Origin of the sequence: Cedecea neteri NBRC 105707 = ATCC 33855 (assembly GCF_001571265.1) — a bacterium.
GTDB lineage: Bacteria > Pseudomonadota > Gammaproteobacteria > Enterobacterales > Enterobacteriaceae > Cedecea > Cedecea neteri.
Map to the genome: position 1 here is coordinate 1 of NZ_BCTL01000016.1, position 24,197 is coordinate 24,197.

A 24,197-nucleotide genomic window follows, 5' to 3' on the forward strand; every position below is an offset into this window, starting at 1 on the left:
CATGTGAAGCAGGACGGGAAGTGAACGGAACCTTAGCCGATCCTTCTGACAGCGCGTTTGTGACTAAAAGCCAGCCCTAAGAGCACTAGATCACCAACCAAAGCAAAATCATCACCACGACCAGCGCAATCAACGCCAGCCCCGGTCTCGCGCTCAGCGCCTTTATCGGCTCAATAATTGCGCTGAACATTGGGTTGTAGATCGGCTGAATATCACGCACTTCAAGGGTGGCCGGCTGGCGTTCAGCGCGTTTCAAAAACACCTGGTTAAGAATGTCCTGCACCTGCGCGGTGGTCAGTACCGTTTGCGGCGTGGCCTGGAACCGTTGCTGGCTGTAATCCACCATCTCTTTCCACTCCTGCGGCTCAAGTGGCTGCTTCAGTGCGGCCTGCACGCTGTGCAAAGTAGGGGCGGACTGCTGGCTCAGCGTTTGCCTTGCCTGGAGCCAGGTCGTCAGCGAAGCAAAGTGTTTCGCCGGAATGAGCTCGCCGGTTTTCACGCCGGAAAGCTCAAGCATCGACTGCCAGATTTGTTTCCCTGACTCGCCCGTTGCCGCGGCGAGTTTGGTGACAAGCTGGTTCAGGCTGTTGTGCTCGGCCGGCAGAAGCGGGCGGTCGGTTGCCGGGCGCTGCTGCGGCTGAGGAATCGCGAGCTGGTTGTTTTGCAGCAGCGTCAGCACGGTCTTGAGCTGGTCCGGCGTGAGCTGGCTTAGCGCCGTCTGGCCAAACTGCTGGCGGATAAAGTCGCTCACCGCCTGGCGGTTGTTACCCTGTGGCAGTAAATCGCTCAACTGCTGAATGATCTGGCGCGTTGCCAGCGTGGTTTGCGCGCTGGTCAGGCGTTGATTCAGGTTTTGTTCTGCGGCCGGGAAATGGCGAGACAGCAGCGGCGTCTCGCTTTTGAGTCCCAGATCGTGCTTAAGCCCCGCCCACACTTCAGCGCTCTGCTGTTGGCTAAGCGCAATGATCCGGGTGATCAAACGCTCCAGCACGGTACGTTGCTGGGTGGAAAGCGGCTGTTCGCCCGCGGCAGAAGGTGTGGAGGCTGGTTCCCCCGGAGGACGCGGCGTGGCGCCCTGAATGGGTTGCATTATTAAATGATCCTTAAGTACGACAAAACATTCGCAAGTAGTTCGTTATGCCCGGACGTCAGATTATGGCACACTATCCGGCCTTATCTCGACGATTAACAGACAGGTACTCAGGTGAAAATCCTCGTTGATGAAAATATGCCCTACGCCCGCGAACTTTTCAGCCGCCTGGGCGAGGTAACTGCCGTGCCGGGGCGTCCGATTCCGGTGGATGCGTTAACGGATGCTGACGCGCTGATGGTCCGTTCGGTCACCAAAGTGAATGCTGAACTGCTGGCCGGTAAAGGGATTAAATTTGTCGGGACGGCCACGGCCGGAACCGACCACGTTGATGAAGCGTATTTGCAAAGTGCCGGGGTGGCTTTCTCTGCGGCCCCTGGCTGCAACGCGATTGCCGTGGTTGAGTATGTGTTCTCCTCTTTACTGATGTTGGCCGAGCGCGATGGTTTTGCGCTGAAAGATCGCACCGTCGGCATCGTCGGCGTGGGTAACGTCGGTTCCCGTCTTCAGGCTCGCCTTGAGGCTTGGGGTGTACGCACTTTGCTGTGCGATCCGCCGCGTGCCGATCGCGGTGACGAAGGCGATTTCGTTTCGCTGGAAACGCTGGTGCAGGAAGCTGACATCATCACTTTCCATACGCCGCTGTTTAAATCCGGTGAGTACAAAACGCTGCATCTGGCGGACGAGGCGCTGATTAGCCGCCTGAAGCCTGGCGCTATTCTGATTAATGCCTGTCGTGGCCCGGTTGTGGACAACAACGCGTTGCTGAAATGCTTAAAAGCAGGGCAGAATCTCAGCGTTGTGCTGGACGTCTGGGAGCCGGAGCCGGATCTCAACGTTGAGCTGCTGGACAAGGTAGACATTGGCACCGCGCACATTGCGGGCTATACGCTTGAAGGTAAGGCTCGCGGTACGACGCAGGTCTTTGAAGCCTTTAGTGATTTTATCGGCCAGTCTCAGCAGGTCGCGCTGGATTCACTGCTACCTGCACCGGAGTTTGGCCGCATCACGCTGGCCGGTCCGCTCGATCAGCCCACGCTCAAAAGACTAGTGCATCTGGTGTATGATGTGCGCCGCGACGACGCGCCGCTGCGGAAGGTAGCCGGTCAGCCTGGCGAATTCGACAAGCTGCGTAAGAACTACCTGGAGCGCCGCGAGTGGTCATCGCTTTACGTGCAGTGCGATGACGCGACGGCAGCGAACATGCTGCAAATGCTTGGTTTTAGCGCAATTCATCATCCGCTGAACTAAGTTTTATCTTCTGGCTCCCTGAGGCGCTGTCTCAGGGAGCATCTGTTTTATTTTCTGGAGTAAACCAACATGTCTGAAGGCTGGAATATTGCCGTTTTAGGCGCCACCGGTGCCGTGGGCTCAGCTTTGTTTGAACTGCTTGCTGAACGTCAGTTCCCGGTTGGTGAATTGTATGCCCTGGCGCGGAGCGAGAGCGCCGGTGAAAACCTGCGTTATGAAGGCAAAACCATCATGGTGCAGGACGCGGCAGAGTTCGACTGGACTCAGGCCCAGCTTGCATTCTTCGTCGGGGGCGTGGAAGCGTCTGCTCAATATGTGGAAGAAGCAACCAACTCTGGCTGCCTGGTTATCGACTCCAGCGGCCTGTTTGCTATGGAGCCGGACGTGCCGCTGGTGGTGCCGGACGTGAATCCGTTTGTGCTGAGCGATTATCGCAACCGTAATCTGGTTGCCGTGGCGGATAGCCTGACCAGCCAACTGCTGAGCGCGTTAAAACCGCTGATTGAGCAGGGCGGCCTGTCGCGTATTCAGGTGACCAGCCTGCTGTCTGCTTCTGCGCGCGGCAAAGTGGCCGTAGACGCGCTGGCCGGGCAAAGCGCCCGCCTGCTGAACGGCATTCCTATTGATGAAGAAGATCTGTTTGGCCGCCAATTGGCGTTCAACATGTTGCCGCTGGTGCCGGACGCCGAAGGTAGCGTGCGGGAAGAGCGTCGCCTGGTGAATGAAGTGCGTAAAGTGCTGCAGGATGACGGCCTGATGATCTCCGCCAGCCTCGTGCAGTCGCCGGTGTTCTACGGCCACGCCCAAATCGTTAACTTTGAAGCTCTGCGCCCGCTGGCGGCAGAGGAAGCCCGCGATGCGTTTACCCAGGCGGAAGATATCGAGCTGTCTGAAGAGGGAGAATTCCCGACTCAGGTTGCGGATGCGTCCGGCAGCGGCCATCTTTCTATCGGTTGTGTGCACAACGATTACGGCATGCCGGAGCAAATTCAGTTCTGGTCGGTGGCCGATAACGTTCGCTTTGGCGGCGCGCTGATGGCGATAAAAACCGCTGAGAAACTGGTGCAGGAGTATATGTACTGATGTCCGAAGTGCTAAGCGAAATTCCGCTTCATAAAATCGCGCTCGGCATTGAGTACGACGGCAGTAAATATTACGGCTGGCAGCGCCAGAACGAAGTGCGCAGCGTGCAGGAAAAGCTGGAAAAAGCGCTGTCTCAGGTGGCTAATGAGCCGATTAACGTGTTTTGCGCGGGGCGTACCGATGCTGGCGTTCACGCCACAGGTCAGGTGGTGCATTTTGAAACCAGCGCCGTGCGCAAAGATGCAGCCTGGACAATGGGCGTAAATACGAATTTACCTGGCGACATCGCCGTTCGTTGGGTGAAAGATGTGCCGTCTGAGTTTCATGCCCGGTTTAGCGCCACGGCCCGACGTTATCGCTACGTGATTTATAATCATCGCCTGCGTCCGGCCGTTTTACAGCAGGGAGTAACCCATTTTCACCTGCCTCTGGATGCGGACATAATGCACCGTGCCGCCCAGAGCCTGTTGGGGGAGAATGACTTTACCTCGTTCCGTGCGGTGCAGTGCCAGTCCCGCACTCCGTGGCGCAATATGATGCACATTACGGTAAACCGCTACGGCGCTTACATTGTGGTGGACATTAAGGCCAACGCGTTTGTTCACCATATGGTGCGCAATATCGTCGGCAGCCTGATGGAAGTCGGCTGCGGTAACCAGGCTGAAACCTGGATGGCTGACCTGCTGGCAATGAAGGACCGCACCAAGGCCGCGGCCACCGCGAAAGCAGAAGGGCTGTACCTGGTGTCGGTGGATTACCCTGACCATTTTGCACTGCCGCGTCTCCCGATGGGGCCGCTTTTTTTAGCCGATTGATTGCTGCTTAAGAAAGGAAACTTTGATGGATTTCATCCGTTTTATCATCGACTTCATTTTGCATATCGACGTGCATCTGGCCGAGCTGGTGGCACAATACGGCGTCTGGGTTTACGCTATTTTGTTCCTGATTTTGTTCTGCGAAACCGGGCTGGTAGTGACGCCGTTTTTACCGGGTGATTCGCTGCTGTTTGTGGCGGGCGCGCTGGCTTCGCTGGAAACTAACGACCTGAACGTGCATTACATGGTCATTTTGATGGTGATTGCCGCCATCATCGGCGATGCGGTGAACTACACTATCGGGCGGCTGTTTGGCGAGAAGTTGTTCAGTAATCCGAATTCAAAAATCTTCCGCCGCAGTTATCTTGATAAAACTCATGCTTTTTACGAGCGTCACGGCGGAAAAACGATTATCCTCGCGCGCTTCGTGCCGATTGTGCGAACCTTCGCACCGTTTGTCGCCGGGATGGGGCATATGTCCTATCGCCATTTTGCGATCTATAACGTCGTCGGCGCACTGCTGTGGGTCTTGCTGTTCACCTACGCGGGCTACCTGTTCGGTAACCTGCCGGTGGTACAGGAAAACCTGAAGCTGCTGATTGTGGCAATTATCGTGGTTTCGATACTGCCCGGCGTGGTGGAAGTTATCCGCCACAAACGCGCGGCGTCGCGGCAGTCAAAATAATACGCGGCAGCGGTTCGACCACTTTTTTATCCAAAGTCGCGGGCCGTTGTGTTTTAATGAGCACCATTTATGGTCTGGGGCAGGGAAAACTGCCACAGAAAAGCTGGTATCGACCAGGTTCAAGCAGAAAGGTCATCAATGAGCTGGATTGAACGAATTCTCAATAAGAGCAATATCACTCCCACCCGTAAGGCGAGCATCCCTGAAGGGGTGTGGACCAAGTGCGATAGCTGCGGCCAGGTCCTGTACCGCGCCGAGCTGGAACGCAATCTTGGCGTCTGCCCTAAGTGCGATCACCACATGCGTATGTCGGCCCGCGATCGCCTGCATAGCCTGTTAGATGAAGGCACAATGGTGGAATTGGGGAGCGAGCTTGAGCCAAAAGATTTGCTGAAGTTCCGTGACTCCAAGAAGTACAAAGATCGTCTGGTTAGCGCGCAGAAAGAGACCGGCGAGAAAGACGCGCTGGTAGTAATGAAAGGTACCCTGCACGGTATGCCTGTTGTTGCGGCGGCCTTCGAGTTCTCCTTTATGGGCGGCTCAATGGGTTCTGTGGTCGGCGCGCGTTTTGTTCGTGCCGTTGAGCAGGCGCTGGAAGACAACTGCCCGATGGTGTGCTTCTCCGCCTCCGGCGGGGCGCGTATGCAGGAAGCGCTGATGTCGCTGATGCAGATGGCGAAAACCAGCGCTGCGCTGGCAAAAATGCAGGAACGCGGTCTGCCGTACATCTCCGTGCTGACTGACCCAACCATGGGCGGCGTTTCTGCAAGCTTCGCGATGCTGGGTGACCTGAATATCGCCGAGCCGAAGGCGCTGATCGGCTTTGCCGGTCCACGCGTTATCGAGCAAACCGTTCGTGAAAAACTGCCGCCGGGCTTCCAGCGCAGTGAGTTCCTGATCGAAAAAGGCGCTATCGACATGATCGTTCGTCGCCCGGAAATGCGCCTGAAACTGGCGAGCATCCTGGCGAAGTTTATGAATCTGCCGGCGCCAAACCCGGAAGCCCCGCGTGAGCCCATCGTGGTTCCGCCAGCACCGGAACAGGGTCAAGAGGCCTGATTCGCAACTAAGGGCAGGCCGGCAGGTTCTGCCCTTTTTCTTTATGTGCATGTTAAGTGGGCATCATGGACAAAGACCTTATTCCTCAAGCCACGTCGCCCCTGGCCACGTGGCTTTGCTATCTTGAAAACCTTCACTCCTCCACCATCGATATGGGCCTTGAGCGCATCAGCAACGTTGCGCGCAAGCTCGATGTACTGAAACCTGCGCCAACGGTGTTTACCGTAGCCGGCACCAACGGGAAGGGCACCACATGCCGTACGCTTGAAACCGTGTTGATGGCGGACGGCTATCGCGTAGGGGTTTACAGCTCGCCGCACCTGGTGCGTTACACCGAGCGAGTGCGGATTCAGGGTGAAGAATTACCCGAAGCCCTGCATACCGCCTCGTTTGCCGAAATAGAGGCCGCGCGCGGAGATATTTCCTTAACCTATTTTGAATACGGAACGCTCTCGGCCTTGCTATTGTTTAAGCAGCAGGCAGTAGACGTGGTGATTCTTGAAGTGGGCCTTGGCGGGCGTCTGGATGCCACCAATATTGTGGATTCCGATGTGGCCGTGGTGACCAGCATCGCGCTCGATCACACCGACTGGCTTGGCCCGGATCGTGAGAGCATTGGCCGTGAAAAAGCCGGTGTCTTCCGCAGAGATAACCCGGCGATTGTGGGCGAGCCGGATATGCCGCATACGATTGCCGATGTTGCTCAGGAGAAAGGCGCGCTGCTGCTGCGTCGCGGAGTTGACTGGGATTATGAGGTGAACGCCACGGGCTGGATGTTCCGGGATGCTAACGGCGAGCTGCGCGATCTGCTGTTGCCGCTGGTTCCACAGCCAAATGCCGCCACGGCGCTCGCCGCTTTGCGCGCAAGTAAACTGAACGTGAGTGAAAACGCGATACGCTATGGCATTGAGCATGCCACGCTGCCCGGGCGCTTCCAGATAGTTTCTCAGGCACCTCGCGTTATTCTTGACGTGGCCCATAATCCACATGCGGCGGCTTACCTTGCCGGTCGCCTGGCGGCGTTACCGAAACAGGGGCGAGTGCTGGCGGTGATTGGCATGCTTCACGATAAAGACATTGCCGGAACGCTTGCCTGTTTGTCGCCTCAGGTCGATAGCTGGTATTGTGCTCCGCTGGAGGGGCCGCGAGGCGCAAGCGCTGAGCAGCTGATCGCCCATCTTGGTCACGGCAGGACGTTTGCAAGCGTAGCGGACGCCTGGCACGCGGCGATGGCAGAAGCGACGGCTGAAGATACCGTGTTGGTGTGTGGTTCGTTCCACACGGTGGCCCATGTAATGGAAGTACTGGACGCGGGGAGAGCAGGTGGCGAGTAAGTTTCAAAACCGATTAGTCGGAACCATTATTCTGGTCGCACTGGGCGTTATTGTGCTGCCAGGTTTGCTGGACGGGCAGAAAAAACATTATCAGGACGAGTTCGCCGCCATTCCTTTGGTGCCAAAACCAGGGGACAGCGACGAGCCTGATATGCTGCCTTCGGCCACCCAGGCGCTGCCTTCGCAGCCACCGGAAGGGGCCGCAGAAGAGGTGAGAGCCGGGGCCGCAGTGCCGCCGGGGCTGAATAACGGCGCCATTCCGGACGAAGGAACTGCGGGTGCTGACGAAGTACCTGCGGCACGTGAACAGCCTAAGCCACAGCCGGTGCAGGAAAAACCAAAGCCGAAGCCCGTGGAGAAACCGCAGCCTAAACCTGTGGTTGATAACCAGGCCGAGCAGCCAGCGAAGACGGAAAAACCAGCCGACAAAGCACCGACCGGGCAAGCGTATGTGGTGCAGCTTGGCGCATTGAAAAATGCGGACAAAGTGAATGAAATTGTTGGTAAACTGCGCGGGGCCGGATTCAAGGTTTACACCTCACCGACAACGCCTGTGCAGGGGAAAATCACCCGTATTCTGGTTGGGCCTGATGCCTCGAAAGATAAGCTGAAGTCCTCGCTGGGCGAGCTGAATTCTCTGTCTGGCCTGAACGGCGTGGTGATGAACTACTCGCCGCGGTAGCGGTTTGTGACCCTCACCCCGGCCCTCTCCCTGGAAGGGAGAGGGGGAAAGTCATCACTCCTAACGATTCCCTCGCCCCTTTGGGGAGAGGGTTAGGGTGAGGGGAAAAACGACGCCATACCGCCACTTCGCCTCTAAAAGGTGAGGGCAAAACAGGCACTTTTTTAATGGCGTTGATGCTTTTTTCAACGCCATTATTTATTTACGCGGGGGAAGGAAATCCCTACGCAAACGTTTTCTTTTTCTGTTAGAATTCGCCCCGAACTGGACGTCAGGGCAATTTATCACGAGATTTTTTCATGGTCTGGATAGATTACGCCATCATTGCGGTTATCGGTTTTTCTTGTCTGGTAAGCGTAATACGTGGGTTTGTGAAGGAAGCGTTATCGCTTGTGACCTGGGGATGTGCTTTCTTTGTCGCCAGTCATTACTACACTTATCTGTCAGTCTGGTTCACTGGCTTTGAAGACGAACTGGTACGTAATGGGATAGCTATCGCGGTGCTGTTTATCGCGACGCTGATTGTCGGTGCGATAGTCAATTATGTGATTAGCGCGCTGGTGCAAAAAACCGGCCTGTCGGGTACAGACAGGGTGTTGGGGATCTGCTTTGGCGCCTTACGTGGCGTGCTGATCGTCTCCGCCATTCTGTTCTTCCTGGATACCTTTACCGGTTTTTCAAAAAGCGATGACTGGCAAAAGTCGCAGCTTATCCCGCAATTCAGTTTCATCATCAGATGGTTCTTTGACTATCTGCAAAGCTCGTCAAGTTTCTTGCCCCGCTAATCGTAGCGGGGGGTGTGGCTTAATGAGGAAAAGACAACATGTGCGGTATTGTCGGTATCGCCGGTTTCATGCCGGTAAACCAGTCGATTTATGATGCGTTAACGGTGCTTCAGCACCGTGGCCAGGATGCCGCAGGCATCGTCACCATCGACGCTTTAAATTGCTTCCGTCTGCGTAAAGCGAATGGCCTGGTGAGCGATGTGTTTGAAGCCCGCCACATGCAGCGTCTGCAGGGGAATATGGGCATCGGCCACGTGCGTTACCCAACCGCAGGCAGTTCCAGCGCTTCTGAAGCTCAGCCTTTCTACGTTAACTCTCCTTACGGGATAACCCTGGCGCATAACGGTAACCTGACCAATGCCCACGAGCTGCGTAAAAAGCTGTTTGAAGAAAAACGCCGCCACATCAACACCACCTCTGATTCTGAAATCCTGCTGAATGTTTTTGCCAGCGAGCTGGATAACTTCCGCCATTATCCGCTGGAAGCAGACAACATTTTTGCCGCCATCGCCGCCACTAACCGCCAGATTCGCGGTGCTTATGCCTGCGTAGCGATGATTATCGGTCACGGCATGGTTGCCTTCCGCGATCCGAACGGCATCCGCCCGCTGGTTATCGGCAAGCGTGACCTGGGCGACGGCCGTACCGAATACATGGTGGCCTCCGAGAGCGTGGCGCTGGACACCCTGGGCTTTGAGTTCCTGCGTGATATCGCGCCGGGCGAAGCGGTCTACATCACCGAGAAAGGCCAGCTGTTTACTCGTCAATGCGCCGATAACCCGGTCAGCAATCCGTGCCTGTTCGAGTACGTTTATTTTGCTCGTCCGGACTCATTTATCGACAAGATCTCCGTTTACAGCGCGCGCGTTGAGATGGGGAAAAAGCTTGGCGAGAAGATTGCCCGCGAATGGGAAGACCTGGATATCGACGTGGTCATTCCAATTCCTGAAACTTCCTGTGACATCGCGCTGGAAATTGCCCGTATTCTGGATAAACCGTATCGCCAGGGGTTTGTGAAAAACCGCTACGTGGGCCGCACGTTTATCATGCCGGGCCAACAGCTGCGTCGTAAGTCCGTGCGCCGCAAGCTGAACGCCAACCGTGCCGAGTTCCGTGATAAAAACGTGCTGCTGGTGGATGACTCTATCGTGCGTGGGACTACGTCCGAGCAGATTATCGAGATGGCGCGTGAAGCCGGAGCCAAAAAGGTTTACCTGGCTTCTGCCGCACCGGAAATTCGCTTCCCTAACGTTTACGGCATCGACATGCCAAGCGCCAACGAGCTGATTGCTCACGGCCGTGAAGTGGATGAAATTCGCCAGATCATCGGCGCCGACGGCCTGATTTTCCAGGATCTGGACGACCTGATCGAAGCGGTACGCGTGGAAAACCCGGACATCACTCAGTTCGAATGCTCCGTCTTTAACGGCATCTACGTGACTAAAGACGTTGATCACAAATACCTGCAGTATCTCGAGTCCCTGCGTAACGACGACTCCCAGGCACTGGCGCGTCAGAACGAAGTGGAAAACTTAGAGATGCACAACGAAGGCTAATCGGCCTTTGCCTCTCTCCTGCAAAGGGGAGAGGCTCGTTCTTCCCCTCCCGGTTCCGCCAGCCTTGCATCCCATCTCATCTTGCGGCAAAGTCAGCCCAGGTATTCTTAGGGGCAAATTCAATGAAACGACTGATCGTCGGTATTTCCGGGGCCAGCGGCGCCATTTACGGGGTGCGTTTACTGCAAATCCTGCAGCAGTTGCCTGAGGTAGAAAGCCACCTGGTAATGAGCAACGCGGCTCGCCAGACGCTGGCGCTGGAAACCGATTACTCGCTGCGCGACGTTCAGGCGCTGGCGGACGTCGTGCATGACGCTCGTGATATTGCCGCCAGCATCTCCTCCGGCTCATTTAAGACCCTGGGCATGGCGGTGCTGCCGTGCTCGATTAAAACGCTGTCCGGCATCGTACACAGCTATACGGATGGGCTGTTGACCCGTGCGGCGGATGTGGTGCTGAAAGAGCGCCGCCCGCTGGTGTTGTGCATTCGTGAAACGCCGCTGCACCTCGGGCACCTGCGCCTGATGACCCAGGCCGCCGAGCTGGGCGCGGTGATTATGCCGCCGGTGCCGGCGTTTTATCATCGGCCGCAAACGCTGCAGGATATCGTGGACCAGACGGTCAACCGGGTGCTGGATCAGTTTGACCTTGAGCTGCCTGAAGACCTGTTCGTCCGCTGGGGCGAGCACAAGTAATGCACTGGCGCGGTGCATCACAAAGTGGTTGCCTCATAATGGGGCAATTCTGCAACGCCGATCGCTTTTAGAAGATTTAATCCACGAAAACCGCGTTCACCTCTAGTCCCGCTTCCCAGAACTGCTATCTTTCAAACTAACGCGAAGTTGCAACGTTTTATTAACATAAATCAGCGGCTTTTTTCCACGCAGGGAAAAGTGGCATGAGAACTGCAACTCTCCGTATGCAAAGGCATTACCACACAACAAGACATCACAAATAAGAAAGCCAAACTTGAGGGTATCGTATGAAGAAGTCGGTTCTTGCACTGTCTTTACTGCTCGGCCTGTCCAGCGCAGCCAGCGTGTTTGCAGCGATTCCGCAAAACGTCCGCATTGGTACCGACGCGACCTATGCGCCATTCTCTTCGAAAGACGCGAAAGGGGATTTTGTTGGGTTTGATATCGATTTGGGTAACGAACTTTGCAAACGTATTCAGACTAAATGTACGTGGGTTGGCAGCGACTTTGACTCCCTGATCCCATCGCTTAAGGCGAAGAAAATTGACGCCATTATCTCGTCGCTGTCGATCACCGAAAAACGCCAGCAGGAAATCCTCTTCTCAGACAAGCTGTACGCGGCTGACTCTCGCCTGATTGCGGCCAAAGGCTCTCCGATTCAGCCGACGCTCGAATCGCTGAAAGGCAAGCATGTTGGGGTGCTGCAGGGTTCTATCCAGGAAACCTATGGCAACGCAGAATGGCGCCCGAAAGGCGTTGATGTGGTGGCCTACGCCAACCAGGATTTGATTTACTCTGACCTGGCCGCAGGGCGTCTGGATGCGGCATTCCAGGACGAAGTGGCCGGGAGCGAAGGCTTCCTGAAACAGCCTGCCGGGAAAGACTATGCCTTTGCCGGCCCATCGGTGAAGGACAAGAAGTACTTTGGTGACGGCACAGGCATCGGTCTGCGTAAAGATGATACCGAGCTGAAGGCCGCATTCGACAAAGCGTTGGGCGAAATGCGCAAAGACGGCACTTACGACAAATTAGCGAAAAAGTACTTCGACTTTAATGTTTACGGCGAATAAGTTTATCCCTTAGTCTGTAGCCCGGTTTTGAATATATTCTTAACCGGGCAGGATAACTATGCAGTGGTGTAGCCCCGTTCCGGCTGCACCCTTATGGTGCGAAAGCAGTTTGTTCGCAACGTGTTGCGTAAGTTTTCCCTGTTTGTAGTGGGTGTGAGCCTTAAGTAACGGACAGTCTATTGAGGATAATTATGAAAAAGCTGGTTTTGTCTCTTTCTCTGGTGCTGGCGTTTTCCAGCGTGACCACAGCATTCGCTGCCATTCCAAAAAACCTGCGGATTGGCACGGACCCAACCTATGCGCCATTTGAATCCAAAAATGCTCAGGGCCAGCTGATCGGTTTTGATATCGATTTGGCTAAAGAGCTCTGTAAGCGCATTAACACCCAATGTACTTTTGTTGAAAACCCATTGGATGCGCTGATCCCATCGCTGAAGGCGAAGAAGATCGACGCCATCATGTCTTCTCTGTCCATCACCGAGAAGCGCCAGCAGGAAATCGCGTTTACCGACAAGCTGTACGCGGCAGATTCTCGCCTGGTGGTAGCCAAAGGTTCTACTATTCAGCCGACCATTGAGTCGCTGAAAGGCAAACGCGTCGGCGTGCTGCAGGGTACCACGCAGGAAACCTACGGCAATGAACATTGGGCGCCTAAAGGCATCGAAATTGTCTCCTATCAGGGGCAGGATTCGATCTACGCCGACCTGGCTGCCGGGCGTATCGACGCCGCATTCCAGGATGAAGTGGCCGCCAGCGAAGGCTTCCTGAAACAGCCTGTGGGCAAAAACTATCAGTTCGGCGGCCCGTCCATCAAAGACGACAAGCTGTTTGGCGTCGGCACCGGCATGGGTCTGCGTAAAGAAGATAACGAGCTGCGTGAAGCGCTGAACAGGGCCTTTGCTGAGATGCGCAAAGACGGCACGTATGAGAAGTTAGCGAAGCCGTACTTTGATTTTAATGTGTATGGTGAATAAGCCTTACCGGTGACAAAGGCCCCGCGTCAGACGGGGCCCAATAAGTAGCAGCAAACACTGACGACAGGATACGCACCATGTTGTATGGCTTTTCCGAAGTAATTTTTAAAGGGGCTCTGGTTACGCTTGAGCTGGCGCTCGCCTCGGTTGTCCTTTCCGTACTGATTGGGCTTGCCGGTGCAGGCGCAAAACTATCCAAAAATCGCCCGCTCGCTTTGCTGTTTGAAGGCTACACCACGCTGATTCGCGGCGTGCCGGACCTGGTGCTGATGCTGTTAATCTTCTACGGGCTGCAGATGCTGCTCAACAGTATTACCGACGCGTTGGGTATGGCGCAGTTTGATATTGATCCGATGGTGGCGGGTATTATCACCCTCGGTTTTATTTACGGCGCTTATTTTACCGAAACCTTCCGTGGCGCATTTCTGGCGGTGCCAAAAGGCCATATTGAGGCGGCCACCGCCTTTGGCTTTACCGGCTCTCAAACTTTCCGCCGTATTCTGTTCCCGGCTATGATGCGTTACGCGCTGCCGGGGATCGGTAATAACTGGCAGGTTATCCTGAAAGCAACCGCGCTGGTTTCTTTGCTTGGTCTCGAAGATGTGGTGAAGGCCACGCAGCTCGCCGGGAAAAGCACCTGGCAGCCGTTCTACTTCGCCATCGTCGCCGGGATTATCTACCTGGTCTTTACCACGGTTTCAAACGGAGTGCTGCTCTGGCTTGAACGCCGCTATTCCGTTGGCGTGAAGAGGGCCGAGCTATGATCGATATTATTCACGACTACTGGCAGTCCCTGCTGTGGACCGACGGTTACCGCTATACGGGCGTGGCGATCACGCTATGGCTGCTGATTTTGTCAGTGGTGATGGGCGGGATTCTGGCGCTGTTCCTTGCCATCGGGCGCGTGTCCAGCAACAAGTTTATCTCGTTCCCAATCTGGCTCTTTACCTACATTTTTCGCGGCACGCCGCTCTACGTACAGCTGCTGGTTTTCTACTCCGGGATGTACACGCTGGAGATAGTTAAAGGCACTGAACTGCTGAATGCGTTCTTCCGCAGCGGCCTTAACTGTACCGTGCTGGCGCTGACGCTGAACACCTGCGCCTACACCACGGAGATTTTCGCCGGTGCTATTCGCTCTGTTCCGCATGGTGACATTGAAGCGGCGCGCGCTTACGGCTTCTCAAAAGTAAAAATGTACCGCTGCATTATTCTGCCTTCCGCACTGCGTATTGCGCTGCCAGCCTACAGCAACGAGGTGATCCTGATGCTGCACTCCACGGCGCTGGCGTTTACCGCCACGGTGCCGGATCTGCTCAAGATTGCCCGTGATATTAACTCCGCAACTTACCAGCCGTTTACCGCGTTTGGCATCGCGGCCGTGCTGTATTTGATTATCTCTTATGTGCTGATAAGCCTGTTCCGCAAAGCGGAAAAACGCTGGCTGCAGCACGTTAAACCCGCTTCGCACTGAGTGACTTCTGATGGCTGAAATTAAATTAAACGTAACGGATCTGCACAAACGCTACGGCGAACATGAAGTGCTCAAAGGGGTGTCTCTGAAGGCTAACGCCGGGGATGTGATCAGCATTATCGGTTCGTCTGGCTCGGGCAAAAGTACCTTTTTGCGCTGCATTAACTTCCTCGAAAAACCGAGCGAAGGCACGATTGTGGTCAGCAACCAGAACATCAATCTGGTACGCGACAAAGACGGCCAGCTCAAAGTGGCCGATAAAAACCAGCTGCGCCTGCTGCGCACCCGGCTGACGATGGTGTTCCAGCACTTTAACCTGTGGAGTCACATGACGGTGCTGGAAAACGTGATGGAAGCGCCTATTCAGGTACTGGGGCTGAGCAAGCAGGAATCGAAAGAGCGGGCGATTAAGTACCTGGCAAAAGTCGGCATCGACGAACGCCAGTACGTTAAATACCCGGTGCATCTGTCCGGTGGCCAGCAACAGCGTGTTTCCATCGCCCGTGCGCTGGCGATGGAGCCGGAAGTGCTGCTGTTTGATGAACCAACCTCGGCGCTCGACCCGGAGCTGGTGGGAGAAGTCCTGCGCATTATGCAGAAGCTGGCGGAAGAGGGGAAAACGATGGTCGTTGTGACACACGAGATGGACTTTGCCCGTCACGTGTCCAGCCACGTTATCTTCCTGCATCAGGGCCGTATTGAAGAAGAAGGCCCGCCGGCCGAGCTGTTCGGCAGCCCGAAAAGCGCTCGCCTGCAGCAGTTCCTTTCCGGATCGCTGAAGTAATCCCTCACCCTAACCCTCTCCCAAAGGGAGAGGGCCGGAGTGAGGGTGAAGAATGCATCACTCCTCGCCCAACAACCTCACCGCCGTACTCTCATCCGTCACCAGGCCTGACATCCAGCGGCCGGTCAATGCCGCTTTGATAGCAGCAAACTTACGCTCTCCGCCGGAAAAGGCGATGATCTTACGCGGGTTGTCGCTTTGCAGCGGCACGCTGGTCAGCAGGGCATCAAGCTCGCTGTAGACGCGCTGGCCGTCGTGGTTAAAGAAATGTCCCAGCATTTCACCGGCAACGCCCTGGCCGTGCAGCATGTTGACCTGCTCGTCGGTAATAAATCCTTCGGCATTTAGCGGGCAGCCGATGTCCACTTCGCCAACGCCGAGAAACGCGACGTTGGCCGCCAGCGCCCGGTCGGCCACGCGCTGGTACACTTTGTGGCGGCACCACATGTCGCGGTCTTCTTCGCTATCGGCATACAGCGGGGCGGGGATGAAAAAGTATTTACCCTGCATTTTCTCAGCCATTTTTAGCGGCATGTCATAGCGCGTCCCCGAGTCATCACGCGCAATTGCCCCAATCATCGATACGCAGTGGTGCTGAGGGCGTTCGACCCACGGCAGCACGTCGATGATTGAGCGCAGCGTTTTGCCGGAGCCAATGCCGAAGACCTGCGGCTGCTCGTCGGCGATAAACTGCGACATCACTTCGGCGCCTTCCACCGCCAGCATCTGCTGGATGGCCTCATCGTCCAGCCCTTCCGAGGGCACCACGCGGCAGATTTCCAGCCCGAAACGTTCCCGGACCTGCTGCGCCAGCTTCAGGCAGCGGGCAACCGGATGGGCGATTTTCACCGTCACCATACCCTGCTCGCGGGCGGAAGAAACCAGCCGCTGGGCGACCTGACGAGAAATCCCCAGCTCACGGGCGATATCCTGCTGCGTCATGCCCGCCACGTAATACATCCAGGCGACGCGCGCGGCTTGTTCTTGTTTTTTCTCTTCTCTGCTCATGGCGGCACCTTATGGCTCTTTGAGACGCATTCTACCCCGTGCGTGCTTCGTTGGTCATTGGGCAAAAGTCATTTTTATGGGCAAATGTTGTCGATGTGAGTTTGATCTCAGAAAGTCGGGGCTGGCCGCAACTAGACTATAACAAACGGGCAAATGCCCTTAAAAATGACAAATGCTTAATTCTGAGGTGAATCATGACGACGAAATCGGTATGGATGCATATTGGCGCAGGTTCTTTTCACCGTGCTCATCAGGCGTGGTATCTCAATCAGCTGATCAAGCAGGGCGATGACGGCTGGAGTATTTCACTGGGCAACATCCGTAATGATGCCAGCGAGTTGCTGAGCCAGCTGGCGGCGCAGCACGGCGAATACGTGCTTGAAACCGTTACCCCGGAAGGCGAGCGTGCCTACGAAAAGATCTCTTCTATCCGCAAAGTACTGCCGTGGGATAAAGAGATTACTGCCCTGGTTGAAGAGGGAGCCAAAGCGTCGACCCGCGTGATTGCCTTCACCGTGACTGAAGCCGGGTATTACCTTACTCCTCAGCATGAGCTCGACGTTAATCAGGCGGACGTCAAAGCCGACCTGGCCGGAGGCATTACTACGCTGTACGGCGCGCTGAGCCGTATTTTGCATCAGCGTATGATCAGCGGCGGTGAGCCGGTAACGTTGCTTAACTGCGATAACCTGCGCCACAACGGCGAACGCTTCCGCCACGGTTTCCTGTCGTTCCTGAAGATGAAGGGCGATCGCGCTTTGTTCGACTGGGTGACCAACCATACCGTTTCGCCTAACACCATGGTTGACCGCATTACGCCGCGCCCTACGGCGGATATTGCCCCGCGGGTGAAAGCGGCTACCGGGTTCGACGACAAAGTGCCGGTGATGGGAGAGTCCTTTATCCAGTGGGTTATTGAGGATGATTTTATTAACGGCCGTCCGGCGTTAGAGAACGTTGGTGTCGAAATGGTGAAATCCGTGCTGCCGTATGAAGAAGCAAAAATCCGCATTCTGAACGCCAGCCACAGCTGCATTGCCTGGGCGGGGACGCTTACCGGCCTGAGCTACATTGATGAAAGCACCGTGCAGCAGCCGATTAAGCAGATGGCGTGGGACTACGTCACGGAGGATGTCATTCCTTCGCTGTCGCCCAGCCCGCTGGACCTGGCCGGGTATCGTGACGTTGTGCTGGCCCGCTTTAGCAATCCGTATATCAAAGATACCAACCAGCGCGTGGCGGCCGACGGCTTGTCCAAGATCCCCGGTTTTATCACGCCAACGTTGATTGAGTGCTACCAGCGAGGTGAGGAACCTGCGGCAACGGCGGTTCTGCCCGCCCTGTTCTTCCTGTTCCTGCAGCGTTGGGCACAGGGCCAACTGCCTTACCAGTACCAGGACGGCGTCATGCAGGGCGACGCTATTCGGGCGCTGTTCGCTTCTTCTGAGCCGCTTAAGGCCTTTGTAAGCGATGAAACCTTGTTTGCCGAACTCGCCCATTCCTCAGCTTTCCATGAGCTGATGGCGCGGACGGTCGCTCGGCTGGAAGCGTGGATCGCCTCTGTGCAGCAGCCGCTGGCGACAGCTTAAGGGGGCGCTATGTATCTTGGAATCGATATCGGCACGTCTGAACTAAAGGCTTTGCTCATCGACGGGCAGGGTGAAATCCTGGGCTCTGCTCACGCGGCACTTACCGTTCAGCGCCCGCATCAGCACTGGGCTGAACAGGATCCTGAGGCCTGGTGGCAGGCGACGCAGCAGGTGGTTTCTACTCTGCGCCAGCAAATACCTGATGCCTGGGCGCAGATCCGCGCTATTGGCCTGTCCGGGCAGATGCACGGCGCGGTGCTGCTGGATGGCCAAGGAGAAGTGCTGCGCCCCTGCATTCTGTGGAACGACACGCGTAGCGCCGAAGAATGCGCTCGACTCACCGAAGAACATCCGGAGTTTCTGACCATTAGCGGCAATCTGGTGATGCCCGGCTTTACCGCCCCGAAGCTACGCTGGGTGGCGGAGCATGAACCGGAGATCTTTTCCCGCGTGGATAAGGTACTGCTGCCGAAAGATTACCTGCGCTGGCGGCTGAGCGGTGAGTTTGTCTCTGACCCGTCAGACGCCGCTGGAACGCTGTGGCTGGACGTGGCAAAGCGCGACTGGTCAGACAAATTGCTGGCGGCTACCGGGCTAACCCGCAGCCAGATGCCGCGGCTGGTGGAGGGCAGCGAAGTCAGCGCTGTTTTACGTTCAGCTCTGGCGACCGAGTGGGGACTTAGCTCCGGCGTCAAAATCGCCGGCGGCGGGGGCGATAACGCTACCTCGGCAGTAGGCGTTGGCGCGGTGAATAACGGCGACTCGTTTATTTCGCTCGGCACGTCCGGCGTTATCTTCGTGGTTAACGACGAGCTGCAAACCCGGCCTGAATCCGGCGTGCATGCCTTTTGCCACGCGTTACCTCAGCGCTGGCACCAGATGAGCGTGATGCTCAGCGCCGCCAGCTGTCTGCGCTGGGTGTGCAATTTGCTGTCGGTCACTGAAAGCCAGCTCATGGAGGAGATGGCCGGGCTGAGCGACGAGCAGAAAAAGCATGCGCCTGTTTTCCTGCCTTATCTGTCAGGGGAGCGCACGCCGCACAACGATGCTCACGCCATGGGGAGTTTCTTTGCGCTAAACCATGAAACCAGCCGTGCCTCGCTGGGGTATTCGGTGATTGAGGGCGTGACCTTTGGCCTGGCGGACGGCATGGCGGTGCTGGAGACGTCCCGCAGTCAGATTACCCAATGCAGCCTGACCGGCGGAGGAGCGCGCAGCGCCATCTGGGCGCAGCTGATTGCCGACGTGCTGGATGTGCCGATTGTGACGCATCCGGCCAGCTCTTCCGGCGCGCTCGGCGCAGCTCGTCTTGGCTGGCTGGCCGACGGCGGGGTTGAAGAAGTGGTTTGCCGCAAGCCTCCCGTCCAGCAGCGCTTCACGCCGCGCAAAGCATTGCAGAACGTGCTGCAGCAGCGTTTGTCCGTGTTCCACCTGCTTTACCAACAACAAAAAGCCGCTCGTAAGCTGCTGCCCTGACTGCCCTCCCGGCGGCCTTTCCGCTGCCGGGAACCCTGTACCCGAGAACGAGGAAGAGTGTTATGCAATCTAAACACTACTGGTTTGGTTTACCTAAACATCTGCTGTGGGGATTTATCGCCATCGCTATTTTTATGAGCGGCGATGGTTTCGAGATGGCGTTTTTGTCTAAGCACATTACCGACATGGGCTTTACGCCCGCGCAATCGGCGATGGTGTTTACCATGTATGGTCTTGCGGCAGGCCTGGCGGCCTGGGCTTCCGGCGTAGTGGCTGAGCTTATCACCCCGCAAAAAGCGATGCTGATTGGTTTTGTGACCTGGGTAGTGATGCACGCATTGTTTATGACGCTCGGCCTGGGGATGCGTAACTACCCACTGATGCTGCTGTTCTACGGCATTCGCGGCCTGGCCTATCCGCTGTTTATCTACTCCTTCATGTTGATGCTGGTGCAGGTGGTACCGCGTGAGAGGCTGGCGGCGGCGACCGGCTGGTTCTGGGCTATGTACTCTATCGGTATCGGCGTGGTGGGGAGCTATCTGCCAAGCCTGACTATCCCGGCATTTGGCGAAACGGGCACGCTATGGATGGCCATTGCCTGGGTAACGGGCGGCGGGCTGATTGCCTTCTTCAGCCTGCGTAATGTGCCGGTTGACCGCTCGCGGGTTAATCTGCCGCTGCGCGAGAAGATTACGGAGATGTCGCGGGCGGTGACCATCCTGTTCAGCAACCGTGACGTGTTTTATGCCTGTCTGATCCGCATTATCAACACGCTGTCTCTGTTTGGCTTCGCGATAGTGATGCCGCTGCTGTTTGTTGACCGTCTCGGCTTCACGATTTCTGAATGGCTGCAGATTTGGGCGGTGTTCTTCTTTGTCACCATTTTCACCAATATCTTTTGGGGGATTATGGGGGAGTACATCGGTTGGATCCGCCAGGTGCGCTGGTTCGGCTGTTTAGGCATGGCGATTTCCAGCCTGACGTTTTATTACCTGCCGGTGTGGGTGGGGCATAACTTCTGGGTCGCGCTGATCCCGGCTGTCATGCTCGGCACTTTTGTCGCGGCGTTTGTGCCGATGACGGCGGTGTTTCCAACGCTGGAGCCGCATCATCGCGGAGCGGCCATCTCCATCTATAACCTTTCAGCGGGGATGAGCAACTTTGTGGCGCCGGCTATCGCCTCGCTGATCCTGCCGTTCTTCGATATTGTGGGCGTGGTCTGGGCGTATACCGGGCTGTATCTGTTTGCGGGCATACTGACGTTTATTATCAAAGTCCCGCAGCCGAAGCGAGAAAAGAACAAAACCAGCTCAGGGGAAATGAGCCCCGTGGAGCAGTAAAATGAAAAGCCGGGGATGAGCCCGGCTTTTTGCTGTTAGCGAATTACATCAGCCAGCGCTTCGTCTAAGTCGAACCAGCGGAAGCCAAAGCCGGATTCTTCCAGGCGTTTAGGCAGCGCCCGCTGCCCGCCGAGCACCAGGACAGAAGATTCCCCCATCAGCAGACGAATTGCCGTGGCCGGAGCGCGAAGTATCGCCGGGCGTTTGAGCGCGTGGCCCAGGGCGTGAGAAAACTGTTCGTTGCGCACCGGGTAAGGGGAAACCATATTAAACGGACCGCGCAGGTCGTTATCCAGCAGCCAGAGAATGCCGTTCACCATATCGTCGATGTGGATCCACGCCAGATACTGGCGGCCATTGCCGATGGGGCCGCCCAGCCCGAGCCGGAACAGCGGCAGCATTTTGGCCAGAATCCCGCCTTTGGGAGCTAAAACAACGCCGGTGCGTAACAGGCAAACTCGCGTCTTTTCGCTTTGCGCGCCGCAGGCAATTTGCTCCCAGCGGGCACAAAGCTTGTGGGTAAATTCGTTGTGGGGCGGTTCATCTTCGGTGACGACCACTTCGCCAAGGTCGCCATAGTAGCCGGTGGCTGAGCCGGAAATAAACGCTTTGGGAGGCTGCTGGCTGGCCTTAAACAGTTCGACCAGCCGCTCGGTGATTTGCCAGCGACTCTGGCACAGGCGCTGCTTTTGCTCCTCGCTCCAGCGTTTATCGGCAATCGGCTCCCCGGCCAGGTTAATAACCGCGTCGAAGGCGTCGAGATTCTGTAAGCCGTCGAGCCCTTTGAGCAGCGCGACGCGATTATCCAGCCGCTTGCGGGCCTTTTCCGGCGAACGTGTGACAACCGAAACAGTATGGCCCAGCTCAAGCAGGCGAGCTGTCAGGTGGCGGCCAATTAATCCGCTGCCGCCGGTAATCAGGATCTCCATACTTTCCTCCCACCAGGAAGCGCTTATCGCCGCCAGCTCAGGGTCATGGATACCGAGTCGGCGTAGCGGAGCGCGTGAAGTTTATCGATCTCCACTTCAGCATATGTCACCCAGGGATGAGTACATGCGATATTCAGCACATCCTGAGTTAATTTTTCCAGCAGCGAGAAGCGGTTATTCTCGACCAACTGGATGATCTCTTTAGTGACGGTGCGGTAGTTCAGCGCGTCGTTGATGTCCTCACTCTCCCTTGCTTTGCCCGCAGGGTAGTGGAGGGCGACGTTAATCACGATGTCCTGCCGGTTGGCGATCTCTTCTTCTTTGATACCAATAAAAGTCCGCAGGCGCAGGTTTTTAATGCGAATAATGGCGTCTGGTTGCATGGATGACATTGCAGGTTCCTTATTAGTCTTTTCCCGCCACAGGATACACCAGCGCGGGAAAAAACCTGAACCGGGGATTACGTCTTCTCTGCCTGCTGATAAGCCTTCACGGTAGCAGGTCGGGTGCGGATCCGTTCAAACCAGTTTCGTACCGCTGGGAAATTGGCCAGGTCAACGCGCTGGCGCTCATGGGACACCACCCAGGGATAAGTCGCGATATCCGCAATGCTGTAATCGTGGCCGCCAAGCCACGGGGCTTTCTCAAGCTGTTTATTAAGTACGCCGTAAAGGCGTTGGGTTTCGACCTGATAGCGCTCAATAGCATAAGGGACAGGCTGCGGAGCAAAGTGGTTGAAATGGTGGTTCTGACCCAACATCGGCCCAAAGCCGCCGACCTGCCAAAACAGCCACTGCAGCGTAGCGTGGCGGGCGCGCAGTTCTTTGCTGAGAAGTGACCCGGTTTTATCAGCCAGATAAAGCAAAATTTCGCCGGACTCAAAGAGGCTTAAAGGCTCCCCACCGTCGGCCGGTTTGTTATCGACGATGGCTGGGATTTTGTTATTCGGTGAAATAGCCAGAAAATCCGGGCGAAACTGTTCACCTTTGCCGATATCGACCCGGTGGATTTTGTAATCCAGGCCAGCTTCTTCGAGAAACAGGGTGATTTTATGGCCGTTTGGGGTAGGCGCATAATAAAGTTCGATCATGGTCACTCCAGGGGTTAGTCCATTTTGGCAAATGTTTCGAGTATAGAAGTTTTTGCTATTTCTGCACCGGAATGGTGCGTTTTAAGCGGATGACAAAATATTTTTTTCGCTCTATGTTCAATAACCTGTCGCGCGAATTAGTGAGGATATGATGAGCCAGCCTGCCATTACGTTGTGGACCGATAGCCAGTGTTTCAGCCCCTATGTGCTTTCCGTTTTTGTTGCGCTGAAAGAAAAAGGGCTCGCCTTTTCTTTGCAAACCATCGACCTTTCCAGTGGCCAGAATTTAAAGCCGGGCTGGAAAGGTTTTGATCTGACTCGCCGCGTGCCGGTGCTGGCCGTCGGGGATTTTGTGCTCAGCGAATCCTCCGCCATTGATGAATATTTGGAAGAGCGTTTTGCGCCGCCGACGTGGGAACGCATTTATCCTCATAACATTGAAAAACGTGCCCGGGCGCGGCAGGTGCAGGCGTGGCTGCGCAGTGACTTAATGCCCATCCGTGAAGAGCGCTCCACGGCCGTTGTCTTTGCCGGCGAGAAGAAACCCGCGCTAAGCCCCGCAGGCCAACAGGCCGCAGAGAAGTTAATCGCCACCGCAGAACGCATGCTCCCAGAAGGGCAGCAAAATTTATTTGGTGAATGGTCTATTGCCGACACCGATCTGGCGCTGATGCTCAACCGCCTGATTATGAACGGGGATGAAGTGCCTGAGCGGCTGAAAGAGTATGCCAGCTTCCAGTGGCAGCGCGCGTCGGTGCAGCTTTGGCTGGCACAGTCGGCCAAAAACGCAGGCTGATAGCGGGCGGGGAATTCGTTATCATTGGTTGATTGTCATTACTGGAGCCAGGGATAAATGAAGCTGATGTTTGCCTCGGACCTTCACGGTTCGCTACCCGCCACGGAAAAAGTGCTGGAACGCTTTGCGCACAGCGGCGCGAAATGGCTGGTCATTCTGGGCGATTTACTGAATCACGGCCCGCGAAATGCGCTACCTGAAGGCTACAATCCTTCAGCGGTAGCGCAGAGCCTGAATAGCGTCGCCGATAAAATTATTGCGGTGCGTGGAAACTGCGACAGCGAAGTGGATCAAATGCTGCTTCAGTTTCCCATCACCGCGCCCTGGCAGCAGGTTTTGCTGGCACATCAGCGGCTTTTTCTGACCCACGGGCATCTCTATCATCCGGATAACCTGCCGCCGCTGTCCGCTGGCGATGTTCTGATTTTCGGCCATACGCATCTTCCGGTTGCAGAAAAGCACGAACAGATCTATTTGTTTAATCCAGGCTCTGTCAGCATACCGAAGGGCGGTTTTGAGGCCAGTTACGGGATGCTGGATGATGGCGTTCTGACCGTTCGCACGCTGGAGAGTGATGGGGTTATTGCGCAGGTGCGTATTACCCCGTAACGTTGACAGGTTAATCCAATAAC

25 protein-coding genes are annotated in these 24,197 nt (G+C 56.0%); 20 read left to right on the plus strand and 5 right to left on the minus strand.

Features of this window, described 5'->3' with window-relative positions; genetic code table 11:
• Nucleotides 1-85 precede the first annotated feature (85 nt).
• Entirely contained in the window at nt 86-1,090 is a 1,005-nt protein-coding gene (flk, locus tag CNE01S_RS07825; protein ID WP_061274901.1) for a flagella biosynthesis regulator Flk, read from the minus strand.
• Between the two features lie 114 nt (nt 1,091-1,204).
• On the opposite strand from flk, the gene pdxB reads away from it, so the two are divergent.
• The 15 genes from pdxB to hisP all read left to right on the plus strand — a co-directional run bounded on the left by pdxB (nt 1,205) and on the right by hisP (nt 15,337).
• Nucleotides 1,205-2,341: a 4-phosphoerythronate dehydrogenase PdxB gene (pdxB, locus tag CNE01S_RS07830; protein ID WP_061274903.1), complete on the plus strand. Its 1,137-nt coding sequence runs from the start codon at nt 1,205-1,207 to the stop codon at nt 2,339-2,341.
• A 69-nt stretch (nt 2,342-2,410) separates the two neighbouring features.
• Entirely contained in the window at nt 2,411-3,424 is a 1,014-nt protein-coding gene (locus CNE01S_RS07835) for an aspartate-semialdehyde dehydrogenase (protein WP_061274906.1), read from the plus strand.
• A complete protein-coding gene (gene truA / locus CNE01S_RS07840) occupies nt 3,424-4,239 on the plus strand; it encodes a tRNA pseudouridine(38-40) synthase TruA (RefSeq protein WP_061274908.1) in 816 nt (271 codons plus the stop codon). The genes CNE01S_RS07835 and truA overlap by 1 nt, the downstream gene beginning before the upstream one ends.
• A gap of 25 nt (nt 4,240-4,264) precedes the next feature.
• A complete protein-coding gene (locus CNE01S_RS07845) occupies nt 4,265-4,924 on the plus strand; it encodes a DedA family protein (RefSeq protein ID WP_039295583.1) in 660 nt (219 codons plus the stop codon).
• Between the two features lie 138 nt (nt 4,925-5,062).
• Entirely contained in the window at nt 5,063-5,983 is a 921-nt protein-coding gene (accD, locus tag CNE01S_RS07850; RefSeq protein WP_039305152.1) for an acetyl-CoA carboxylase, carboxyltransferase subunit beta, read from the plus strand.
• A 65-nt stretch (nt 5,984-6,048) separates the two neighbouring features.
• Nucleotides 6,049-7,317, plus strand: coding sequence for a bifunctional tetrahydrofolate synthase/dihydrofolate synthase (gene folC, locus CNE01S_RS07855; protein ID WP_061275103.1), 1,269 nt, complete (start codon nt 6,049-6,051; stop codon nt 7,315-7,317).
• Nucleotides 7,307-7,999 carry a cell division protein DedD gene (dedD, locus tag CNE01S_RS07860; protein WP_061274911.1) on the plus strand — a complete coding sequence of 231 codons (693 nt, stop codon included), beginning with the start codon at nt 7,307-7,309 and terminating at the stop codon, nt 7,997-7,999. The genes folC and dedD overlap by 11 nt, the downstream gene beginning before the upstream one ends.
• 299 nt (nt 8,000-8,298) lie before the next feature.
• Nucleotides 8,299-8,784, plus strand: a complete 486-nt coding sequence (cvpA, locus tag CNE01S_RS07865) for a colicin V production protein (RefSeq protein WP_039295575.1) — start codon at nt 8,299-8,301, stop codon at nt 8,782-8,784.
• 38 nt (nt 8,785-8,822) lie between these two features.
• Complete coding sequence (gene purF, locus CNE01S_RS07870) at nt 8,823-10,340, plus strand: amidophosphoribosyltransferase (protein WP_038480767.1); 1,518 nt, start codon at nt 8,823-8,825, stop codon at nt 10,338-10,340.
• Between the two features lie 122 nt (nt 10,341-10,462).
• Nucleotides 10,463-11,035, plus strand: coding sequence for a UbiX family flavin prenyltransferase (locus CNE01S_RS07875; RefSeq protein ID WP_061274913.1), 573 nt, complete (start codon nt 10,463-10,465; stop codon nt 11,033-11,035).
• A 287-nt stretch (nt 11,036-11,322) separates the two neighbouring features.
• Nucleotides 11,323-12,105: a lysine/arginine/ornithine ABC transporter substrate-binding protein ArgT gene (gene argT, locus CNE01S_RS07880; RefSeq protein WP_061274915.1), complete on the plus strand. Its 783-nt coding sequence runs from the start codon at nt 11,323-11,325 to the stop codon at nt 12,103-12,105.
• 191 nt (nt 12,106-12,296) lie between these two features.
• Entirely contained in the window at nt 12,297-13,079 is a 783-nt protein-coding gene (gene hisJ / locus CNE01S_RS07885; RefSeq protein ID WP_061274917.1) for a histidine ABC transporter substrate-binding protein HisJ, read from the plus strand.
• A gap of 77 nt (nt 13,080-13,156) precedes the next feature.
• Entirely contained in the window at nt 13,157-13,843 is a 687-nt protein-coding gene (locus tag CNE01S_RS07890) for a histidine ABC transporter permease HisQ (protein ID WP_038480779.1), read from the plus strand.
• Complete coding sequence (locus CNE01S_RS07895; protein ID WP_061274919.1) at nt 13,840-14,553, plus strand: ABC transporter permease; 714 nt, start codon at nt 13,840-13,842, stop codon at nt 14,551-14,553. Before CNE01S_RS07890 ends, CNE01S_RS07895 begins: the two co-directional genes overlap by 4 nt.
• A 10-nt stretch (nt 14,554-14,563) precedes the next feature.
• Nucleotides 14,564-15,337 carry a histidine ABC transporter ATP-binding protein HisP gene (hisP, locus tag CNE01S_RS07900; RefSeq protein WP_008459737.1) on the plus strand — a complete coding sequence of 258 codons (774 nt, stop codon included), beginning with the start codon at nt 14,564-14,566 and terminating at the stop codon, nt 15,335-15,337.
• Nucleotides 15,338-15,394: 57 nt separating this feature from the next.
• Here hisP and CNE01S_RS07905 read toward each other — a convergent pair whose 3' ends face one another.
• The gene (locus tag CNE01S_RS07905; protein WP_061274921.1) at nt 15,395-16,345 is read right to left on the minus strand and encodes a sugar-binding transcriptional regulator; all 951 of its coding nucleotides are present in this window, start codon (nt 16,343-16,345) and stop codon (nt 15,395-15,397) included.
• Between the two features lie 194 nt (nt 16,346-16,539).
• Between CNE01S_RS07905 and dalD the strand changes: the two genes are divergently transcribed.
• The 3 genes from dalD (at nt 16,540) to CNE01S_RS07920 (ending at nt 20,750) form a co-directional block, all read left to right on the plus strand.
• Nucleotides 16,540-17,934, plus strand: a complete 1,395-nt coding sequence (gene dalD / locus CNE01S_RS07910) for a D-arabinitol 4-dehydrogenase (RefSeq protein WP_061274924.1) — start codon at nt 16,540-16,542, stop codon at nt 17,932-17,934.
• A 9-nt stretch (nt 17,935-17,943) separates the two neighbouring features.
• Nucleotides 17,944-19,410, plus strand: a complete 1,467-nt coding sequence (gene xylB / locus CNE01S_RS07915; protein ID WP_061274926.1) for a xylulokinase — start codon at nt 17,944-17,946, stop codon at nt 19,408-19,410.
• A 62-nt stretch (nt 19,411-19,472) separates the two neighbouring features.
• Nucleotides 19,473-20,750, plus strand: a complete 1,278-nt coding sequence (locus CNE01S_RS07920) for an MFS transporter (RefSeq protein WP_061274928.1) — start codon at nt 19,473-19,475, stop codon at nt 20,748-20,750.
• 35 nt (nt 20,751-20,785) lie between these two features.
• On the opposite strand, the gene CNE01S_RS07925 is transcribed toward CNE01S_RS07920, so the two are convergent.
• The 3 genes from CNE01S_RS07925 to yfcG all read right to left on the minus strand — a co-directional run bounded on the left by CNE01S_RS07925 (nt 20,786) and on the right by yfcG (nt 22,769).
• The gene (locus CNE01S_RS07925; protein ID WP_061274930.1) at nt 20,786-21,679 is read right to left on the minus strand and encodes a TIGR01777 family oxidoreductase; all 894 of its coding nucleotides are present in this window, start codon (nt 21,677-21,679) and stop codon (nt 20,786-20,788) included.
• Nucleotides 21,680-21,702: 23 nt separating this feature from the next.
• The gene (folX, locus tag CNE01S_RS07930; RefSeq protein ID WP_174522177.1) at nt 21,703-22,062 is read right to left on the minus strand and encodes a dihydroneopterin triphosphate 2'-epimerase; all 360 of its coding nucleotides are present in this window, start codon (nt 22,060-22,062) and stop codon (nt 21,703-21,705) included.
• A 77-nt stretch (nt 22,063-22,139) separates the two neighbouring features.
• Entirely contained in the window at nt 22,140-22,769 is a 630-nt protein-coding gene (gene yfcG, locus CNE01S_RS07935; protein ID WP_061274934.1) for a GSH-dependent disulfide bond oxidoreductase, read from the minus strand.
• Nucleotides 22,770-22,920: 151 nt separating this feature from the next.
• Between yfcG and yfcF the strand changes: the two genes are divergently transcribed.
• Both yfcF and yfcE read left to right on the plus strand, forming a co-directional pair.
• Nucleotides 22,921-23,565 carry a glutathione transferase gene (gene yfcF, locus CNE01S_RS07940; protein WP_061274936.1) on the plus strand — a complete coding sequence of 215 codons (645 nt, stop codon included), beginning with the start codon at nt 22,921-22,923 and terminating at the stop codon, nt 23,563-23,565.
• Between the two features lie 57 nt (nt 23,566-23,622).
• On the plus strand, nt 23,623-24,174 hold the full coding sequence (gene yfcE / locus CNE01S_RS07945) for a phosphodiesterase (protein WP_061274938.1): 552 nt from the start codon (nt 23,623-23,625) through the stop codon (nt 24,172-24,174).
• The last annotated feature ends 23 nt before the right edge of the window (nt 24,175-24,197 follow it).